The sequence below is a fragment of the Paenibacillus sp. P4_A7 genome (genome assembly GCF_056402455.1).
On the sequence record NZ_JBFUHJ010000073.1, the window covers coordinates 1 to 20,813 of the forward strand.

Consider the following 20,813-nt stretch of genomic DNA (forward strand, 5'->3'; position numbering starts at 1 on the left):
TACCCCAGGTTATCGCAAGGATTGGGCACGTTATGTCTACAGTGTTAAACAAGAGGAAACAAAAGCGAAGCGACGTGAAGAAATGAAGATGATTCTACAGGCGGGCTATAAGAGTCGTGAGCTATTTCGTAAAGATCAAGCTTCTGAATAGGCATGAAAAATTAGCACCGTTCTTGGCTATCAAGACGGTGCTGTTGCGTTTTTTTAATCATCCATACCATTAGGTGCGGATTCGACATAACAATAATTATTGTCCAACAAAGAAATAAATTGTTTGGTTGCAGGTGAAAGATGTTTACTGCGATGATAAACATAACAAATCCCTCTATTGAATTTGACTCCTTTTATGGGTACCTTAACTAATAAGCCATTTTTAATTTCCTGCTGAATAGCAAAGCTAGAAACAATAGATACCCCAAGCTCATGAATGACGCCTTGTTTAATGCCTTCTAAATTACTAATCTCCATATATTTAGGCAGAGTAAACCCCAATTGTTTAAATTGATCCTCTAAGTAATTTCTAGTTGCTGATTTATTGGGCTTTATAATTAATGTTTCATGGACCAAATCCTCTAGAGTGCACTCCTCCTTGTTTGCCAGCGGGTGTAGCGGATGGACAATGAGGACAAGCTCATCCTGATAAAAGGTTTTGCGTTGAAATCGAGATTCATCAATCGATACTCGGTCCGAGATGATTAAGAACTCTACTTTATTGGACTCCAACATGTGTATAAGATGGCTGGATGAAGTGATGTTCATGTTTATTTTGATTTCTGGAAACGTTTTGGAATAATCTCTAAGGATCATAGGGAGTAAGTAAACGCCAACAAAATTACTCGCACCGAATGATAAGGTGCCGTAGGATAAGTCCTCTAGCTGCCTAATATGGTCTCTGGCTGAATGAAGCAGGTTAATAATTTGCTCTGCATAAGGCTTGAAGTGCTCGCCTTGTTTCGTTAAATAAAGCTTTTTGCCGATTCGATCAAAGAGTGGAACCCCCAAATCCTCCTCGATACTTTGAATTTGCATACTTACAGACGGCTGGGAGCAGAATAGCTGCTCGGCTGCTTCAGTAAAGTTTAAGCATTCTGTTAGTGTGATAAAGGTTTGCAGTTTATTTATGTTCATAGGAGAACACCCTTCTTAGTGGATTATAGCTTCGTTAATATATACTATAACAAATCGTTATGATTATTAAAATTAAATCAAATTGTATTATAATAAATAATTACATAAGATGAAAGCGGTAACATTATAAGTTTGAGGAGGATGGAAGATGACAGATGTCCCAGAGGGCGTAGAGAAGGATGACAAAAAGCCGCCTGTTAAGAACAGAAGCAAGGTAGAAGAGGGTATGAAAAAGTTTGGTATTCCAATTGCTGTTATTATCGCGTTGCTTCTGTTCTTTATGCCTACACCGGAAGGCATGAGCCTAGAAGCTCAACGAGCAATTGCTATATTTACAGGGGCATTAATATTATGGATAACGACTCCCATACCTATTTATTTAACATCGATTATCGCGATTCTTTTGCTTCCTTTAGTAGGAGCAGTTGAAGATCAAGAAGTTGCTTTTGGAACCTTAGGGTTCGATGTTATTTGGTTGATGGTTGCCGCATTCATTCTTACGGCTGCGATGATAAAATCGAATTTGGGTAGAAGATTATCGTTATGGATGATTACGCAGTTTGGCAAAACACCGAAAAAGACGTTGTTCTTATTGATTATTATTAATTTTATACTAGCATTTTTCGTTCCTTCCACAACGGCAAGGGCAACACTGATGGTACCTATTTGCTTAATTTTGTTGGAGGTTTACCGAGCTATTCCAGGTGAAAGCAAGCTTGGGAAGGTGATGATGCTTCAGGGGGTTCAGGCTGATGCCCTTGCCACCTCAGGTGTCATGACAGCTACTTCGGGAAATATTATTGCCGTTGGTTTCATCAATGAGCAAGCGGGCGGTCATATTGGTTATATGGATTGGCTGCTGGCTTCGATGCCTACTGCAATCATTACAATGGTCATTACTTTCTTCATTGGTTTAAAGCTATTCTCGGTAAAGAGTGAAGCTAATTTCCAAAACGCCAAGGATACGTTGAAGGATGAGCTAAATAAATTGGGAGCCTTCTCTTTGGACGAAAAGAAAGCAGTGACGATATTCATCTTTACTGTATTCCTTTGGGCAACAGGCGATTATCATAACGCTTGGTTTGGATTTGAATTAAGTACGGAACAGACAGCCGTGCTTGGAGCGCTCTTGTGTTTGCTTCCTCGGATAGGCTTATTGACTTGGAAAGAAACAAATATCAAGTGGGAGCTTATGATTTTTGCTGCAGGCGCATATGCGGTAGGTAATGCGCTCGACAAATCGGGTGGCGCAGAATGGATTATCGGTAAAGTGGTCACTGCTTTAGGGATGGAGCATATGAATCATGCCTTGGTCTACGTAGTTGTAGTATTCCTCAGCATGTACAGTCACCTCATATTTACGAGTAAGACGGTGAGGGTTACTATTTTGATCCCAGCATTCATAGCTCTGGCTAAGACGTTAGGCATAGACCCTGTACCTCTTGCATTAGCAGCGGCTATGACGATGACCTATACCATTACGCTTCCTCCACATTCGAAAGTGAACACCATTTATTTTGGAACAGGTTACTTTACAGTATTAGATCAAGTGAAGTATGCAGTCATTACTTGTTTTGTAGGTGCATGTGTCATTAGTTTGGCTGTATTTACTTGGTTTAAGGTTATAGGGATTTAGATATAGACAGTAGGAGGAAACCATATTGAACAGAAAAGTGATACTAGCAATTGCCGATGGGCTGGGAGATCGTCCCCACCCTTTACTGGATAATAAAACACCATTGGAATATGCTGAAACGCCAAACCTAGATAGATTAGCCGCAAAGGGGATTACAGGAATGATGGATTTAATAAGTCCGGGGATTCCAGTAGGAACTGATATGGGACACTTAATATTATTTGGATACCAGCCACATCACTATCCAGGGCGCGGACCCATTGAAGCACTAGGAATTGGTATGGACGTTCATCCAGGGGATATCGTGCTTCGGTGTAATTTTTCGGCGGTGGATGAGGATGGGATTGTTGTTGACCGCAGGGCCGGAAGAATACGTGAAGGAACAGAAGAGCTAGCAGACGCCATTAATGGCATCGAGCTGGATGGAGTAAAGATTTATTTTAAACCCGCGACGGAGCACCGAGCTGTACTTATACTAAGAGGAATGGGATTAAGTGATAAAATCAGTGATTCTGATCCTAAGGCGCCAAACGACGGTAGTCCTTATAACGAGATAAGACCGCTAGATTCTTCTGAGGAGTCCAAGAGAACCGCCTCTGTTTTAAATTTGTTTCTACAAAAAGCTCACGTCCTATTATCAAACCATCCCGTTAATGTAGAGCGCATTAAGCATGGTAAGGTGCCAGCTAATTTTCTTCTCACCAGAGGAGCGGGTCAGATGGTACAGCTTGATCCAATAACAGATCAGCTTAATATGAAGGGTAGCTGCATTGCAGGAGAGAGTACGGTGCTTGGTGTTGCTCAATTAGCGGGATTTAAGCCAATTACGGATAGCAGTATGACGGCAAATATGGACACCAATATAAAATTAAAAGCTAAATTAACGATCGAAGAAATTGCTAAGAATGATATGGTTCTCGTACATTTGAAGGCACCTGATCTTAAAGGTCATGATAATGAACCCTTTGAAAAAGCAAAAGCTATCGAATTGTTTGATCAGATGATAGGAATGATAGCTCAAGAAATGCCTGAAGATACGTACTTAGCATTGGCTGCCGATCATTCTACACCCTGTGAAGTCGGAGAGCATACAGGAGACCCAGTACCCGTCTTAATTTATGGTCCCAGTATTCGTAGAGATCGAACGCTGCTGTACAATGAAATGGATTGTGCTTATGGGGGACTAGGACATTTATCCGGAAATCAATTTATTCAAACGCTACATGGGTTAATGGGCCGTGTGAAAAAACAGGGTAATTAAATAACGTCGAAAAGATCCTTATTGTATGGCTTCATACATTAAGGATCTCTTTGTGTGTCCTGCAAGTGAGCTATTCATAATAACTATAATGGCAGATCACGTTTGCGAAATAGAACAATGGCTAGACCAAACGAGACTAATCCAATGGCGGAGAGAATGATGGAGGATGCAGTCATATTCGCAGTTCCGTTTACAATTTCGCCGGGCTTATACAAGGAGAAGATGGAGATATTACGTATCCAATCGATCTTCTCGCTGAATTTACCTAATAGGTCCAAGCTGAAGAATCCAAAGGTGATCAATCCGGAAATACTGAGTGCTTTCTTCTCGTCATTACAGAGAGTGGAAACGAAGAAGGAAATGCCACCGACAGCAAAGAAAAGCAAGAACGCTGCAACATTCAACTGAATGAATTTGATCGTATCGAATTCAAAATCATTTCCTAGAAACCATGCGTTGCCGACAAGCCCAGCGATAGTGGTGATGGCCATAATGAGGAGTAACCCAGTCGTTAAAACAATAGCCTGCGTGAAAGCGACTTTCCCTCTTGTTGTAGGGGTGGACAGTAAATAGGCCATGGAGCCTTGATCCACCAACTTAGCCATAAGCTGAGTCGATACCTGAACGCAAACAATAGAAAGGATGAGCACCAAAATTAATCCATAATACTCCCCCGAGATAAATGCTTCGATACTGCCAAATCCGTTAAGGCCGAAGGCTTTTCCAACACCTTCTGGCATGGACTCCACCAGCTCATCGATGGCCTTCGTGTTTTTGGCGATACCGGGATATAACCAGAACATGAGTAGGATATAAAAGGCAGAACCAAAGGCGTAGTTCATAAAGCTTTTGATGTTCACTTTCATCATTTGTTTAAATAAGGTGACATTCATTTCATCGTCTCCTTACGATCATAGTAATTCATGAAAACATCCTCTAAGTTTTGGGTGAAAATATCGATATTGCGAACCCTGTACTTTGACGTTTCTTCGATAAACTTATCGTAATTGCCTTGTACGGCAACCTTTATCCGATTACCCTCATGTGATTCGATTAGTAAACCGGAATGCAAGAATGTCTCTGCCTCATCGTGGTTCTCAAAGGTGACTTCGAATAGCTTTCGCTGCATGGACTGCAGTTCATGGATATCCTTAACCGCTATAATGACGCCGTCCTTGATAATCGCGGCACGGTCACAGGTTCTTTCGATTTCAGAAAAGCTGTGCGACGACATGAGGAATGTTTTTCCTTGCGCTTTCTCCTCCAGTACCATCTCTATAAACACTTTTTGCATAAGAGGGTCGAGACCTGACGTTGGTTCATCCAGTATAATTACATCAGGGTCATGCATAAATGCGGCTACGATTCCGACTTTTTGCTTCATGCCTTTGGACATTTTCCGGATGGGGGTATGAACATCGAACTGCAGACGGTCGATTAAGCGTGTGCGCTTGGTAAGGTCTTTAATCCCTTGCATATTAGCCATGAAATCCAAGAACGTCTTACCCGTCATTCCATCGAAAAAAGATATTTCACCTGGCAAATACCCGACGAAGGCTTGAAATTTCCCTGGTTCCTTCCACGTATCCTGTCCATTCACCTGAACATATCCACTGTCCGGCTTCATAAACCCCATGATATGCCGGATCGTTGTAGATTTACCCGCACCGTTCGGCCCTAAAAATCCAAAAACCTCGCCTTGCTTCACCGAAAACGATACATCGAAAATTCCTCTTCCATTTGAAAAAGTCTTCGTCAAATGTTGTACGGTTAACATACTGGCACCTCCAGGAATGAAAAAGTAAAAAAATGGACTGGTCTTTATACAATTTTAATATTCAAAAATTCATTTGTATAGGATATAGTAAAAATCCTAGCCTTTATATCAAGATCCTCGGTGTTCGAACCCGATTACATTTCTTATACTAAGACTGGCATCGAAAGCGATGACTCTAGAAAGAGGGGGACATCTTCATGTTTAAGAAACAAGGTAAAAAAATGCTAGCTTTTCTTTTAATTGCTTCACTAGGACTTCAATTGTTCTCGTTTGTAGTCATACCGGAAACCGCTAATGCGGCTGTAATTACAAAGGGAAAATACGGGGAAGCGGGTGTAATCGGCTGGGACGGCGATGCCGATGGCGTAACCACGTTTATGGACGGCTCATACTATGTGCGAGATGGTAAAGATAAGAAGTATGGCTTTGGTATTTATAATGATCCGAGTACATTGAAGTGGGAAAATCATTCGGGTTATCTTCCGGCTCTTGTTACGGAATTTGAGCGTGACGGAGCACAAGTAAGCATCACCAATTTTGGAGATAAGGTCACTATCCCTAATGATCCAGCTGCTGCCTTGACTAATGTCAGTCAAGCCATTCAACAGTTTGATGACGGGAAAGTGTCGGAACCTGCGGAGACGGGCGCATTTATCACCATGGAGGGACAAGCTTCACCGTCCGTATTGAATCTTACAGCCGAGGGTGAATTGGACTGGCTTCATATCGGCGGCGTCTCGGAATCGGATTGGAGCTATAAGAGAGATGTTGTCAATTCCATTCAATATACGCCTGCGAACCCGGTCAATATGTCTCAACAGAAAGATAATCAAATGAAGGTAAGCTGGATAGATGGCAAGCCTGTTCAAAGCGTAACGGATTCCACCTACGGAGCTACCTTCGTTGAAGCAGGGAACGGGTGGGAATTGAAGGTTCCAGCTGGCAAGCAAGCCAAAGTGCTTACTATTTATACGGAATCGCTGCTTGCAGACAGTATTTTGGAAGCGTATTTATCGGATCAGAGCGTGCCGTTGGTCAAGCAATCGATCCCTTCGGTTGGCACAAGCCAAGGAAAAGCATATGCCATTACATTTCAAGCAGCATCTGATAACCAAGAGCTTATTGTTAAAATGGCCATTCAACCAACCTCGCAGCCAGGGGGGGCTATCTCTCTGAATGCAGCGACGCTCTCGTTATACGAGAAGGGTGAGCAGCCTCCTAAAGCTGATGCGTATATGGATTTAGAGCTTCAAAATCCACCGCGCGTTCTGGATCTAACTCAAGAGGGCGCTTTGGACTGGATGCACATGGGCGGAGCAAGCGGTGTCGGAGTCGCGACAGATGTGAATCGCAAAAAGGATGTTCAAGAACAAATTGGTTACTTGCCCAAAGATCCAGCTATGGTCAAGCTGCAAAAAGATAATAAAGTTGAAGTGGGCTGGACGGATGGCAAACCACTGGAAGGCACATCCAACTCGATAAATGGCGCGGTCTACGTGAACGTTGGAAACGGCTGGGAGATTACGGCTCCAGCAGACAAGCAAACAAAGGAACTTCGCATATACACAGGTGCTTGGCACTCAAGCAGTACATTAGAAGTGTATTTATCCGATAATAGCGTACCGCTGGTACAAGAGAAGTTGGAGGCAGCAGGAAGTGTAAATGGTAAGGTTTTAGCCATTAAATTTCAAGCTGCATCAGATAATCAGAAGCTGACAGTAAAGTTGACGATTGATAAAACAACCCATAAGAATGGTAACGTTTATTTGAATGCAGTAACGCTTTCGGAAGGTAAAAGAAGTGATTTACTCGATCGAATTGCTGAAGCGAAGGTGAAATTGAGAAGCGCTGTTGCAGGTGATCAGCCAGGTCAGTATCCGCAAGCATCAATCGATGCATTCAGGTCGGCCATTCAACGCGCTGAGATAGCTGCAAGTCGTGACGGAAAGGCGCAAGCGGAATATGTGGCTGTATATAGTCGGGTGTCTATCCATAATCCAGGAACGCAACCGATTCAATTAGACCCTGCACCGACTGCCGGTCTAATTCCGTTAACAAGCAATAGCCATGTCGTGGAGCCGGGAACTACGGTTTACCATGATTACGTTACAGCTGTTGATCGTTTTGGGCAAAGTTATCATTGGCCGCTTGAAGATGAACTGCTTCAATTAGGCAGCTATGATGTGCATTTCAATCATATGAAGGACTATTGGGAGAGTAAACTTAATAAGATTGTGAAGATTAATCAACTGCCGGATGAGCGATTAATCAACGCATATAAGGCGGGTTACATTTACACACATATTATTAAAGATGGATATAAATTAAATGTCGGCGAAAATGGTTATGACAAAGTATATGACCACGATACAATCGGGATTGTAGCTGCTCTATTCACAATGGGGGATTACGAGAATGCCAAAAATTTCTTGAGTATTCTGCCTGCACAGCTGCAGTTCGATGATGCGAAATGGAAGTATAGCTGGCCTTTTGCTATTTACTTATTGAAAACTGGAGACGTAGATTTTATTCGAGAAAATTTTGAAGAGATTAAAGTAAATRCGCATAAAATTGAGTCCGATCGTATGGGGCCGGATGGCATCATTAAAGTAACTTATGCGATCGATTCGTGGGGAAATTGGGTTGTTGATGATATGTCGGCTCTAATGGGCTTGCTCTCATACAAATATCTAGCTGAGAGATTGGGAGAGACGAGTGAAGTGGCATGGGCTGAAACGCAATATGACAGCTTGTTGAATGCCGTGAATACCCAGTTGGAAAAAACGATGAAAGACAACAACATTAATTACATTCCTTGCTCTATGGTGGAGCCTAATAGTATGAACCGCTGTAACGATCCACGTGATGCAAACTGGGCTTCTATGTTTTTATTCGGTCGCTGGCAGTGGGATGGTTACCTGTTTAATGGCGAGCAAAATGGCGTTATTCTGGACCAGATTGATGAAACTTACGATTACGGCTTTGATCAGTTGAAGGATATTTATCCGAAATACAACTTTGGCGGGTACCCACACGGATGGTTTAGTTCTTCCTATAATGCCGGTTACGGAAGCGCGGCACTAAGAGGCGAGAAGCATCGCGATGTAGGCATTCGTGCATACCAGTTCATGATCGATCAAACGATGAGTGCACCATTCGGTTGGTGGGAGGGTATTCATGCTCCATCGGATACGATTCCATGGGAAGGGACTCGTCCATTAGGCGGAGGCGGATCGAGCCCGCATATGTGGGGACAATCCGTTGCTTCTAAAGTGCTGTTTGATTCTTTGATTTCTGAGAAAATTGACGGAACATTGATTATCGGTCGCGGCGTGCCGAGTGAATGGGCTGATGCTGGACAAGTCATCGATGTGAGTGACTATCCGATTGCGAATAACAAAAGATTTGGGTTCCGAACAGAGTCCAAAGGCAACAAAATTACGCTTACCTTAAGCGGTGATCAGCCAGACAACGAAATTCTATTTAACCTTCCATTATTTAAAAATAATATTGCTGCCGCATCTACTGGTGTGGTGGACCAAGAAAAAGGAGAAGTTAGACTGTCTCCATCGACGACTTCTGTGACGATTACATTGAAGGATAATGACGATACCGCAAAGCCGACCTGGCCAAATGCTAAGGCTTCGGCAACTAACGTTACGAAAAACAGCCTGTCGTTGAACTGGACGCCGGCTTCGGACGATGTTGAGGTTCTTCAATATAAAGTAACTTGGGGCAATCAAAGCCGAATTGTTCCAGGTAATGAAACGACGATAAATGTGACAGGGTTGAGTGCGGGTACCAGCTACAGCTTCCGTATAGAAGCAAGTGATGCTGGCGGGAATTGGAGTGATGACGGCCCAAGTGTTTCCGTACAAACCTGGTCTGATAGCAGCACTGGCCCTGGCGGCAACCCAGGTGGAACTACAGGAGAAAACAACGGAGAAAACAATGGTGGTGATCCATCCGGCAATACTGGTGGTACTGCATCCGAGCTGAAGGATATTAAAAATCATTGGGCAGCATCGGCAATTGAAAAGGCGGCCCGTCTGGGAATCGTTCGTGGTTATGGGGATGGTCATTTCTACCCTAACAGATCAGTGAAACGTGGTGAATTTGCTGTGATGCTGAGCAAAGCCTTGAAATTGTCTGATAGCACAGCTCCGATAAAATTTAAGGATACTGAAAGTATTCCGGAATGGGCGAAGTCAGCTGTATCGGYTGCTGCAAATGCAGGCATATTAAATGGTTATGAAGATCATACTTTCCGCCCTTCTCATGAGATGAGTCGTGTAGAAATGGCTGTAATAGCAGTAAAAGCTTTAAACCTTCCGGTAGACCCCAAAGCTTCTTTAACCTTTGCGGATGCCAATGGGATACCGGTATGGGCACAGCCGTATGTCGCTGCTGTGATCAAGGCGGGCCTAATGAAAGGTAAAGGCAACAATCGCTTTGCTCCAAATGAAACAGCAACAAGAGCTGAGGCTGTAACCTTACTATTGACCATGAAGCAGCATATGGAATCGTAGTTTACTTACTTGAAAGCTCATTTTGTCAAAAGAAAATTATGATAGTGGAAAAGTGGTGGTGCAAGGGTTATCCCTGCGCCACCACTTTTTTATTTTGGTCATTCATTACTTTTTTTAGATAATGAAGGATGTGACGATAAATATTCCATTTAATTTCCAATTGAAAATAGACAAGTAAAAATCCTCGGTTTCTTGTAAATATCTTCTGTTTTCGTTCGTTCTGCCACCTCGTATGATGTAAATACCTGTTCGGATATAAATGACGATTTTATGTGGCAGTGAAACTTGAAGGAGGATATAGATATGAAGCATGGTAGAGAAGCAAATTTGAAAGCGAGTCGTTCGCTATCACAAACCTTGATGAGATTAGCTTCTTCATCTAAATTTGTAGGGTATTTATTCGTAGCGCCCATTCTAATTCTTATGGGAATCTGGTTTTACTATCCTTTAATACGGTCTTTCGTATATAGCTTTCAGGATATTAGCTTCTTGAATCCAGACGCTGCGACATTTATTGGATTACAAAACTATACAGAGATGTTGAAGGATGACGATTTCTGGGGGGCGCTGAAAAATTCCGCTATTCTAACGGCCATTGCTGTACCGTTGCAATCGATTATTGCATTGCTCATTGCAGTCGGCCTGAATAAGATTACCCGTATGAAGACGGTGTTCCGTACGCTGTTTTACCTTCCATACATTACATCGACCGTTGCCGTTACGACCGTGTTTATGTATTTGTTCATGCAGCGGGACGGTATTGCAACCAAATTCTTTACCTTATTCGGCATGGAGGACGTATCCTGGTATGCCAGTACCAAGTATGCCCTGCCATTCTTGGTGTTGATTACCATATGGACGTATATAGGCTTCTACGTGGTCATATATTTGGGCGGATTACAGAACATTCCGTATGATATTTATGAATCCGGGATGGTAGATGGAGCGAATGCATGGCAGCGTCTCCGCTATATCACGATTCCGATGTTGAAGCCGACAACTTTCCTTGTACTGACCTCGGGGTTAATTTATGCGATGCAGCTATTCGATCAGCCTTACGCGCTGGCTCGCAATGGTTCACTTGGAAGTCCTGCCGGAGCAACCAGCACCATAGTTATTTATTTTTATAGCCAAGCCTTTAACTTCAATCGGGCTGGCTATGGCAGTGCGGCGGCATTCATCATCTTCGCTATCATTATCCTTTTAACGATCATTCAAAAACGCTTTTTAAAAGAGGAGGTGTAAATGATGAATCATCCAGGGAAAACATTTATTCGATATTTGCTATTGTCTCTATGCTCCTTGTTTTTCATCATTCCTTTTGGTTATGCCGTATATACATCTTTGCTTAGTAAGAGTGATATCGGTCAATGGGTCGGTTTGTCCGAATTGACATTTGAGAGCTATAAAGAAATATTTTTGAATTCCGATATGACGATTTGGTATTTTAACTCGGTTGTTGTGACAGTAGGTATTCTCATGGGAAATCTCATTATTAACACCATGGCAGCTTATTCTCTATCTAGAGTAAATTATCCGGGGCGCGGGCTTTTCTTTTTTATGATTATCGGTATGATGATGATTCCTTATCAAGTGACCATCATTCCAATCTACTCCATGATTGTAAAGATAGGATGGCTGAACAGCTATCAGGGCTTAATTATTCCATTTATGTTCCAGGGCTTTCTTGTTTTTCTAATGCGTCAATTTATGATGAGTATTCCTAAGGAATTGGAAGAGGCTGCGGAAGTAGACGGATTGACTAAGATTGGAACCTTCTTCCGAATTATTCTTCCCCTGTCCAAAGGTGCAATCGGTACACAAATTATATTTAGCTTTACAGGAACGTGGAACTCGTTCGTATGGCCCGTTACGTTGGTAAATGACAGCCGATGGTATGTATTAACAGTCGGGCTTAACACGCTTAAGAATCGTTATTTCGAATGGCCTAACTTGACGATGACAGGGGTTGTACTGCTCACGCTGCCAATCATTGTTGTGTTCTTAATATTCCAGCGTCACCTAGTTCAAGGGATTGCTACGACAGGCTTGAAGGGCTAATTAATATAATCACTGTTAAGGAGGTTAACTTGGTGTTGAAATATGATATGGGTGAAGCAGAATTGAGCAATTGGGTTATTGCAGAGACGTCATTTAATGTCAAGCATTTGGCTAAGTATGAGACCATTATGAGTTTGGGTAACGGATATATGGGAGTCAGGTCCTGTACGGAGGAGTCTTATCCAAAGGAAACCCGCAATTGTTTTATTGCGGGGACATTCAATAAATCGGATGCTTCCGAAGTGACAGAATTACCAAATATTGCCGATATTACTGAACTGGGCATATGGATTGATGGCGAAGTATTCCATTTAGAAAAAGGGAGTATGCAGAAGTATTCGCGTCAATTGAATCTTCGAATCGGAGAGCTAACCCGTCGTGTAACTTGGTGCAACGCCGCAGGGAATGCTTTCGAAATGGTTTTTCGCAGGTTCGTATCTTTGCACAATAAGCATTTACTTGGCATGAGGGTCGAGCTGACGCCTCTTTCGGAGGCTTCTGAAATTTCTATACGCTCTGGAATTAACGGACAAGTTACCAATTCCGGAGCGCAGCATTTTGCTGAAGGAGATAAGCGCATCCATGATAAAAAAATTATTCAGTACGCAGCGACAACAACGGAGTCCAATATTCATGTCGTAACCCATTGTCAGCATCGATTCCTAGTGGATGACGTAGAAGTGGTCACAGAGCCGCGTCTCTCTATTGAGCGGAGAAAGGTATCTGTAGAGCACAGCTTCCGAGTTGAAGCAGGACAGACATTGATCATTGAGAAAATCGCAAATATGCATACATCATTGGATCTAGAACATGAACAACAGGATGAAGAAAAGCTACGCGAGATCTCTTTGGATGAGTTGCGCCAGGAGGCTGTGAAAGGTTATGAGACACTTCTTCGGGATAGCGCAGACGCGTGGTCGAAGAAGTGGGAAGCCATTGATATACAGATCGAGAGCAAGCAGAAGTTCGATCAATTAGCTATCCGCTTCGCGCATTATCATCTTGTTATGATGGCCCCGGCACATGATAATCGATTTGGCATTGCTGCGAAAGGCTTGACGGGCGAAGGGTATAAAGGACATTCCTTCTGGGATACAGAGATTTTCATTCAGCCATACTTCTTGTTCACTGAGCCTGACACGGCTCGCAAGCTGGTTGAATATCGGTATCATACGTTGGATGGTGCTCGCCGTAAAGCGAAGGAAAATGGCTATCAAGGTGCGATGTATCCATGGGAATCAGCCCTTACTGGAGATGAAGTGACGCCGGAGTGGGGACCTGTTGATGTTGTAACTGGGACACCAACTAAGATTTGGACGGGCTTGATTGAGCAGCATATTACAAGTGACGTGGCATATGGAGTGTGGCAATATTACCTGGCAACAGGGGATCGGCACTTCATGGATACGAAAGGTTACGAAATCCTTATGGAGACCGCTACCTTCTGGGCAAGCCGTCTCACCTGGGATGAGTCAAAGCAACGTTACGAAATTCAGGATGTCATTGGACCGGATGAATATAAAGAGCATGTTGATAATAATGCCTTTACGAACTATATGGCCCATTGGAATTTGCAGACAGCCATGGCTTGCTATGAGGAACTGCAAAGAGATCCATCGGAAATGTGGATACAATTGAGTGAACGGCTGCATCTAGACGGGGCTTATGAAGAGTGGAAACAGAAGGCAGAGCAAATCTATTTGCCACAGCCGCGAGAATTAGATTTAGTTATTCCACAGGATGATACTTATCTGGAAAAGAAGATTATCGACTTAACGAAGTATCGCAATCAACAAGAGGTGGGCTTGATCTTAGAAGATTATAATATGGATCAAGTGAATGACATTCAAGTATCCAAACAGGCGGACGTGATGGTACTTTTCTACTTGCTTGAGCATTGTTTCGCTTATGATGTGAAGCAGGCCAATTGGAAGTATTACGAGCCGAAGATGCTCCATGATTCTTCACTCAGTATGACGACCCACAGCATTCTCGCTGCGGATTTAGAAGAGTTGGACCTTGCGTACCAGTTATTTGAGCAGGCGGCAAGAATTGATCTCGGGCAGAACATGAAGTCATCCGATCATGGCATTCACACGGCTTCCATCGGCGGGATATGGAAATGCATTGTTTTTGGATTTGGAGGCGTTCGTGCAATCAATGGGCAGCTTCGAATTAATCCGCAACTTCCGGAAGGATGGGATTCTCTTACTTATCCTCTATATTGGCACGGAGATCTGTTGAAGGTTCGTATCACGCATGAAGCTATTGAGGTTGTGAAAATAACGGATGTTCAATCATCTCTCAACCTATTGATCAAGGGAAGCAAATATACACTGGGAAATACGAACGCTATTACCATTCCGTTAACTAAGAAGGTGAATTCCGATGAGCAGCTCAATTAAAGCTTTTATTTTTGATCTTGATGGCGTGATTGTTGATTCAGCAGAATACCATTATCAAGCTTGGGGACAGCTTGCCATGGAGCTCGGAATTCCCTTTGACCGAACACACAATGAACGTCTGAAAGGGGTTAGCCGTATGGAATCTTTGGAGTTGATTCTGGAGAACTCCAAGGACCATGCGTATACACCATCGGAGAAAATGTTGCTTGCTGATCGTAAGAATGACAACTATAAGCAGCTTATTGAGCAGATTTCACCGGGTGATCTGCTTCCTGGAATCGGACGTCTATTGCAAGATTTACGAGAGGCGGACATACGAATTGGGCTAGCTTCCGCAAGCCATAATGCACCGATTATTGTGCAGCGGCTTCAAATTGCAAGCTATATTGATGTAATTGTGGACCCAGGCACTTTAAGAAAAGGGAAGCCTGATCCGGAAATCTTCCTAACAGCAGCCTCTCTGCTTGGTGTTCCGCCGGAAAGCTGTATTGGAATTGAGGATGCCGAAGCAGGAGTTCAGGCTATCAAAAGTGCGGGGATGTTCGCCGTAGGAGTTGGGGACCCTGTTTCCATGCAAGCAGCAGATATGATTATTCAGTATGGCGAAGAGATGAGCTATTCCATAATTGTCGATTACTATCATAATATGTCGAATTAAGTCTTTAAATATGAGAGGTTTATGCTATGATTGAAGCGGGAAATATCCTGTTTCAATCATTTTTAATAATGTACATGGAATGGCGGGGAATGCATGAAGCTAATGAGATTTAAGGATCGAAGTATTAACCAGAAGCTATTTCTTACTTACGTGCTGTTGATCATTATTCCTCTTAGTTTGATCGGTTCCATTTCTTACTACTATTCTATCTCTTTTCTAGAAGAGAGAATTGTGAAATCCTTTAAAGAACTGAATCAGCAGATGGCAACTAGTACAGATACGTTCTTGAAGAACATGCTTCGAGTCTCGGAAAGCACATTCTATGATCAGGAGCTCTTGCGTATTTTATCCAAAGATTATCAGACCTTTGAGTACCCCGTTTATGAGAAATCTATGGATCTCAGATATATAAATGACGAGTTCTTTCGTAAAATACTTCTATTTAATAGTGATATTGATTCACTTATTATATATGCCAATAACAACGAATCAGCCTATCGTAAGGGCTATCAAGTTATTTATAACTATGACTATAAGCCCTTTGATGAGCCATGGTTTAAACAGATTGTAAGTAAACAGGGTCAATCGGTTGTCGTCGGGCTTCATAAAGAGAAGCAGTTTAGCAGCAATAGCTCTGTAATGTCAGTAGGTCAGGTTATCGTTGATCCAACAACCAATCAGAAACTAGGTACGTTTATCGTTAATTTCCAGGATACTGCACTTCAGAGATTATATCAGGGATTGAACTCCGGACCTGAAGCGGAACAGATTATTGTGGACGAGAATAATACGATTTTGTTCAGTACTCTTAGCAGCGATATCGGTTTGAATATACAAGACAAGGTAAGTCCAAATAACCCGGATTACTATGTTGTTCATAACACATCTGCAATCAGTGGTTGGAAATTCTATTCCATCATCCATAAGCAAGCCATGTTTCATGATGTTTACTTGATTCGAAATTTTATCGCGATAATTGTAGGGATTGTTATTATTGCAGCATTTTGTGTTGCGTATTTCGTATCTCGGGGTATTACCAACCCCATTAAGCAATTAAGTCGGATGATGCGAAGAGTCGAAAAGGGTGATTTTAATGTCCCTATTGATGTGAACAGCCAGGATGAAATTGGGCGGCTAAGCTATACCTTTAATACCATGACCAAAGAAATTGAACAATTGATTGGAAGGATTAAAGAAGAGGAGCATCAGAAGCGAAGTGCGGAATTGAACGCATTACAAGCTCAAATCAATCCACATTTTCTCTATAATACGTTAGCTGTAGTGAGGTGGATGTCTCAGGCTCAAATGGCAGATAATATCACCGAAACACTGGATTCTCTGATTTATTTGTTAACCTTCTCAGCTCGAAATACGAAGGAATTCGTATCCATTGAAGAAGAAATGACTTTTATTCAGAATTATGTGGCTCTGTTAGAGCTTCGATACTACAACACGTTTGAAGTAACGTACGAAGTGGAGGAGGAAGTTCTACACTATCAGACGCTGAAATTTATCGTGCAGCCGTTTGTCGAGAATGCCATATTTCATGGCTTTACCGATGCAAGTAATACGTATCGGTTAAGTGTTGTCGCCCGGCGCTATGAGAAGGGAGTTCGATTTACGATTCAGGACAATGGTATTGGAATGAGTCAAGAACAGATCGATCGCCTGCTGAATACGACTAAAGGGCAGGAGGGCATGAATTCTATCGGCGTACGGAATGTAGCGGAACGTATTCAGCTCCACTATGGCTCTCAATATGGTGTACAAATTCATACGTTATGTGGGGAAGGTACAACAATCCACATTGACATTCCAGTACTAATCAACAAAAAAGAGACGTCCTAGGAGGCAGAGTTGATGAAAATCCTTATTGTAGATGACGAGTCATTCATGAGAATGAGTTTGAAGACATCTCTTGATTGGGAATCCTATGGTTTTCAAGTTATTGGAGAAGCGAATCACGGTGAGGAAGCACTGGTCAAAATAGCCGAGCTTAATCCAGATATTGTATTGCTTGATATTAAAATGCCCATTATGGATGGTTTGCAAGCATTGGAAAAATTGAAAGAATGGGAACTGCCGCCCAAAGTAATCATGCTGAGCAGCTATAAGGAATTTGAATATGTGCGGGAAGGGATGCGCTTAGGAGCATTAGATTACATTCACAAGCCTAGCTTAAGCGAAACCATTATGTTCGAAACCTTACAAAGGGCTCGTGTGACCATTATGCGGGAACGGAAACAAACCCGCGAGATGGAGAGTTTGCGACAAAATGTCGAGCGCGTAAAGCCTAATATGAAAGCGTTATTTTTTAAGGAGTGGGCAGAAGGTGCTATACGTCATACATGGGAAATTGAAGACAAGATAAAAGAATATGATATTCATCTTAAGCAGCCCAATCTCGTTTGTTTTGCCATGCAGATAGACCAGTTCTCTAAAGTAAAGAAGAGATACAAAGAGGGTATGGAATATTTACTCTATTTCTCTATTCAGAACATTTTGAGTGAAATCTTGCGTAAATTCGATGAGGTGGAGTTTTTTCAGTATCATAAGAACGGGTTTGTCATCCTCAAAACCTACTCTGCTCTTCGAAGCGCTCAGGAGATTTACAGTGAACAATGGAATTTGATCAAGGCTGTACAAAATGCGCTGCGTAAATTTATGAACATTAATGTCAGCTTTGGGGTGAGTGCTCTTCATATCAACTTACTCGATGTACCGATCGCATTGAAAGAGGCTGAGAAGGTTCTAGAAAATAATTACTATGAACACGAATCAGGTGTTAGCTTCTTTCAACAGCAAAAAGCTGAGCCTAAACAAGAAGATGTTATGAAAAAGCATGATATGGAAAGGATACAGCACATCAAGCAGGAAATCGAGAATGAACAGTGGGATGGCATGACTACATCGCTCGAACGGTTATTTAAAGATCTTCGTCAGAACCGTCAAATGTCGAGACAGGACATGCTCAGAATCGCGACTTATCTTCATTATGCGTTCAGCAGTGCTTATGAAGACGAGGATGGACTGTCTTTAATTGAATTTCCTACAATTGAAGAACTTGTCGAGGCGGAAACCCATCAACAAATTTATGAGCTTTTGGTACAGGAAGCAGAGCTTGTTCAACAGAAAAAGAATTTGAATGCCGCTTCCCAGAAAATGAACCATAAAATTAGACGAGTCATTGACTACATTCATAAGAACTATGATCAGGATCTGCATTTGGAGGAATTATCTAATTACGTGGGGTTGAACAGCTCCTATTTGAGCCGCTTGTTTAAAGAACAGACGGGAATGGTACTGGTGCAGTATATTAATCAATATCGTGTGAATAAATCACTGAGTATGTTGATGAACAGTACATTGAAAACCTATGAAATTGCGGAGAAGGTTGGTTTTAAAAGCACGGATAACTTCTATATTGCATTTAAAAAACGGATTGGTTATCCGCCGAATGAAGTGCGCAAAAACCCGGATTTAATCAACGGTCTGCAGATTACGTAAAAATATTCAGGTTCATGTAAAGATCTTCTGTTTTGTGAAGATGCTTAACTCTTTATGATGAAAGTACGTCGAGGAACGTTGGGCGAATAGTATCAAAAGGGGATAAACAGATGAAAAAGGCAATGACTCTTCTACTATGCAGTATCATGCTCGTGGGTCTGTTAGCAGCTTGCGGCTCTAAAACTACAGGCAATTCAGCAAATGAAGGAACAAACAAAGCAACCGAGAAACCGGCTGGTCCTGTTGAAGTGACTATGGCTTATTGGGCCAACGCTGCTGAGCAGAAGAATTTTGAGTTTATGGTTAAGGGCATTGAAGAGAAATACCCAGAGGTTAAGGTAAAGCTGCAACAGTATCCAACAAGTGATGAATTTTGGAAAGCTGTACCGGCAGCAATTGCTGCTGGTGTAGGTCCTGACATTATCGCAATGTCTGATGAGGGCAACTATGAGTATATCGCGAAGGGTGTTCTTGAGCCTTTGGATGAGCTTATCAGTAAAGTTGGATTCGATAAGAGCAGAATTACAGCTTCGTTGTATAAAGGCTGGACAGATAACAATAAGTTATATGGTATTCCTTATGACTCATCTACTTCCATGCTTGCTATTAACAAAGCTATGTTCGATAAATCTGGTATCACGAAATATCCTGAGACTATGGATGAAGTGCTGGCGTTAGCTAAAGCGATGACAAAAGATGGCGTTAAAGGAATTGTAGGCAGTATTGATCCATTCCATATCACGCAATATGTTCACGCTTTTGGCGGAGGCTGGAATTTTGGAAAGACGATCAATTCCACAGAGAACGTTCAAGGACTTCAGTTCTTCGTAGATATGTTCTTGCAATCTAAGGCTGCCATTGCACCAATCGAAATCGGCGCTCCTTGGGACGGCGAAGTATTCTCGAAAGAAAAAGGAGCTATGTCAACAGCGGGTCCTTGGTATGTTGGTTATTTGAAAGAAGCAAATCCAAAGTTGGAATTAGTGGCTTTACCTATGCCTAGAGGTACTGTAGACGCACAAAGTGCTTACTCACATGGACTATCTATCCTTCAAGGAAGTAAAAATAAAGAAGCAGCAATGAAAGTAATTGCTTACGCATTGCGTGACGAAGCGCAACTAGATGCTATTGAAACGGTAGGGTATTCACCTGCTGTATCTGCTTTGCTTCCGAAATATTTGGAGAAATATCCTGAACTAAAGCCAGTATTTACGAACATGGAAAAATCAGGTATGCCTTTTGCATATCCAGAACAGACAAAAGCATTTCATGCTGATCTATTAAAAGGCGTTGAAGAAATTATCTTCAAAGGTGGCAAGCTGCCTGTCAAAGAATTACTTGATGAGCTACAAGAAAAATACGGACAAAAGTAACAGATTTTTTTTAGAGACAAGCCACTCCACTATTTGAAGTGCACCCCTTAAAGTAGACATTGGAAAAACCCATGTGGGAATCCGATGAAACTTTAGGGGGTGTATTTGTTATGGCGAAGAAAGGTCAAACCTATCAATCATAGTCAAAGGAAATAAGGCTAGAGGCTGTGCGGTTACATCTAGAGGATAAGTGGACGTACAGGCAGATTACGGAGAATTATGGAATACATGATAAACATAGGGTTCGTAAAAGGCTRCCCCTGTAAGCAGATAAATCTACATAAGAAACAGCCTCTTTTAGTTAAAACGAAATACATGTTTTGTCCGCTGAAATGATAATAAACATAGGTCGTCGATTCTCATCTTGCATCATGGGATCACTCTTCAGCATTTCATCCGAAGGCATCGGTTCCTTCACGGCTTTAATTACAAACCCAGCGTCAATTAAGTCATTCATGTAAGTGGAGAGGGTACGATG

General features: G+C 42.2%; 14 protein-coding genes. 11 read left to right on the plus strand and 3 right to left on the minus strand.

What is annotated here, in order from left to right; all coding sequences use genetic code 11:
- Positions 1-151 (plus strand): YdeI/OmpD-associated family protein (locus tag AC1DWN_RS12440; RefSeq protein ID WP_477559229.1); only part of this gene is annotated, 151 nt, incomplete at its 5' end.
- A gap of 53 nt (positions 152-204) precedes the next feature.
- On the opposite strand, the gene AC1DWN_RS12445 is transcribed toward AC1DWN_RS12440, so the two are convergent.
- On the minus strand, positions 205-1,128 hold the full coding sequence (locus AC1DWN_RS12445; protein WP_477559216.1) for a LysR family transcriptional regulator: 924 nt from the start codon (positions 1,126-1,128) through the stop codon (positions 205-207).
- A gap of 148 nt (positions 1,129-1,276) precedes the next feature.
- Here AC1DWN_RS12445 and AC1DWN_RS12450 point away from each other — a divergent pair, with 148 nt between their 5' ends.
- Positions 1,277-2,764, plus strand: a complete 1,488-nt coding sequence (locus AC1DWN_RS12450) for an SLC13 family permease (RefSeq protein WP_477559217.1) — start codon at positions 1,277-1,279, stop codon at positions 2,762-2,764.
- A 25-nt stretch (positions 2,765-2,789) separates the two neighbouring features.
- On the plus strand, positions 2,790-4,025 hold the full coding sequence (locus tag AC1DWN_RS12455) for a 2,3-bisphosphoglycerate-independent phosphoglycerate mutase (protein ID WP_477559218.1): 1,236 nt from the start codon (positions 2,790-2,792) through the stop codon (positions 4,023-4,025).
- Between the two features lie 83 nt (positions 4,026-4,108).
- Here the strand turns inward: AC1DWN_RS12455 and AC1DWN_RS12460 are convergent, their stop codons facing one another.
- Positions 4,109-4,918 (minus strand): ABC transporter permease subunit, encoded by an 810-nt coding sequence (locus AC1DWN_RS12460; protein ID WP_477559219.1) that lies wholly within the window; start codon positions 4,916-4,918, stop codon positions 4,109-4,111.
- Complete coding sequence (locus tag AC1DWN_RS12465; RefSeq protein WP_477559220.1) at positions 4,915-5,802, minus strand: ABC transporter ATP-binding protein; 888 nt, start codon at positions 5,800-5,802, stop codon at positions 4,915-4,917. Before AC1DWN_RS12465 ends, AC1DWN_RS12460 begins: the two co-directional genes overlap by 4 nt.
- A 197-nt stretch (positions 5,803-5,999) precedes the next feature.
- Between AC1DWN_RS12465 and AC1DWN_RS12470 the strand changes: the two genes are divergently transcribed.
- The 8 genes from AC1DWN_RS12470 (at position 6,000) to AC1DWN_RS12505 (ending at position 20,335) form a co-directional block, all read left to right on the plus strand.
- Positions 6,000-10,331, plus strand: a complete 4,332-nt coding sequence (locus AC1DWN_RS12470) for an S-layer homology domain-containing protein (RefSeq protein WP_477559221.1) — start codon at positions 6,000-6,002, stop codon at positions 10,329-10,331.
- Positions 10,332-10,634: 303 nt separating this feature from the next.
- A complete protein-coding gene (locus AC1DWN_RS12475) occupies positions 10,635-11,576 on the plus strand; it encodes a carbohydrate ABC transporter permease (RefSeq protein ID WP_477559222.1) in 942 nt (313 codons plus the stop codon).
- Positions 11,577-12,392, plus strand: coding sequence for a carbohydrate ABC transporter permease (locus AC1DWN_RS12480; RefSeq protein WP_477559223.1), 816 nt, complete (start codon positions 11,577-11,579; stop codon positions 12,390-12,392).
- 32 nt (positions 12,393-12,424) lie between these two features.
- Positions 12,425-14,797: a glycoside hydrolase family 65 protein gene (locus AC1DWN_RS12485; RefSeq protein ID WP_477559224.1), complete on the plus strand. Its 2,373-nt coding sequence runs from the start codon at positions 12,425-12,427 to the stop codon at positions 14,795-14,797.
- Complete coding sequence (gene pgmB / locus AC1DWN_RS12490) at positions 14,781-15,455, plus strand: beta-phosphoglucomutase (protein ID WP_477559225.1); 675 nt, start codon at positions 14,781-14,783, stop codon at positions 15,453-15,455. The genes AC1DWN_RS12485 and pgmB overlap by 17 nt, the downstream gene beginning before the upstream one ends.
- A 93-nt stretch (positions 15,456-15,548) precedes the next feature.
- Complete coding sequence (locus AC1DWN_RS12495) at positions 15,549-17,303, plus strand: sensor histidine kinase (RefSeq protein ID WP_477559226.1); 1,755 nt, start codon at positions 15,549-15,551, stop codon at positions 17,301-17,303.
- 12 nt (positions 17,304-17,315) lie between these two features.
- On the plus strand, positions 17,316-18,962 hold the full coding sequence (locus AC1DWN_RS12500) for a response regulator (RefSeq protein ID WP_477559227.1): 1,647 nt from the start codon (positions 17,316-17,318) through the stop codon (positions 18,960-18,962).
- Between the two features lie 110 nt (positions 18,963-19,072).
- On the plus strand, positions 19,073-20,335 hold the full coding sequence (locus AC1DWN_RS12505) for an ABC transporter substrate-binding protein (RefSeq protein WP_477559228.1): 1,263 nt from the start codon (positions 19,073-19,075) through the stop codon (positions 20,333-20,335).
- Positions 20,336-20,813: the final 478 nt, after the last annotated feature.

Excerpts from the sequence above, each read along its gene's own strand:
- pgmB (WP_477559225.1), top strand. The coding sequence starts at position 14,781 with ATGAGCAGCTCAATTAAAGCTTTTATTTTTGATCTTGATGGCGTGATT.
- AC1DWN_RS12480 (WP_477559223.1), top strand. The coding sequence starts at position 11,577 with ATGATGAATCATCCAGGGAAAACATTTATTCGATATTTGCTATTGTCT.
- AC1DWN_RS12505 (WP_477559228.1), top strand. The coding sequence starts at position 19,073 with ATGAAAAAGGCAATGACTCTTCTACTATGCAGTATCATGCTCGTGGGT.
- AC1DWN_RS12450 (WP_477559217.1), top strand. The coding sequence starts at position 1,277 with ATGACAGATGTCCCAGAGGGCGTAGAGAAGGATGACAAAAAGCCGCCT.
- AC1DWN_RS12495 (WP_477559226.1), top strand. The coding sequence starts at position 15,549 with ATGAAGCTAATGAGATTTAAGGATCGAAGTATTAACCAGAAGCTATTT.
- AC1DWN_RS12475 (WP_477559222.1), top strand. The coding sequence starts at position 10,635 with ATGAAGCATGGTAGAGAAGCAAATTTGAAAGCGAGTCGTTCGCTATCA.
- AC1DWN_RS12465 (WP_477559220.1), bottom strand. The coding sequence starts at position 5,802 with ATGTTAACCGTACAACATTTGACGAAGACTTTTTCAAATGGAAGAGGA.
- AC1DWN_RS12445 (WP_477559216.1), bottom strand. The coding sequence starts at position 1,128 with ATGAACATAAATAAACTGCAAACCTTTATCACACTAACAGAATGCTTA.
- AC1DWN_RS12460 (WP_477559219.1), bottom strand. The coding sequence starts at position 4,918 with ATGAATGTCACCTTATTTAAACAAATGATGAAAGTGAACATCAAAAGC.
- AC1DWN_RS12500 (WP_477559227.1), top strand. The coding sequence starts at position 17,316 with ATGAAAATCCTTATTGTAGATGACGAGTCATTCATGAGAATGAGTTTG.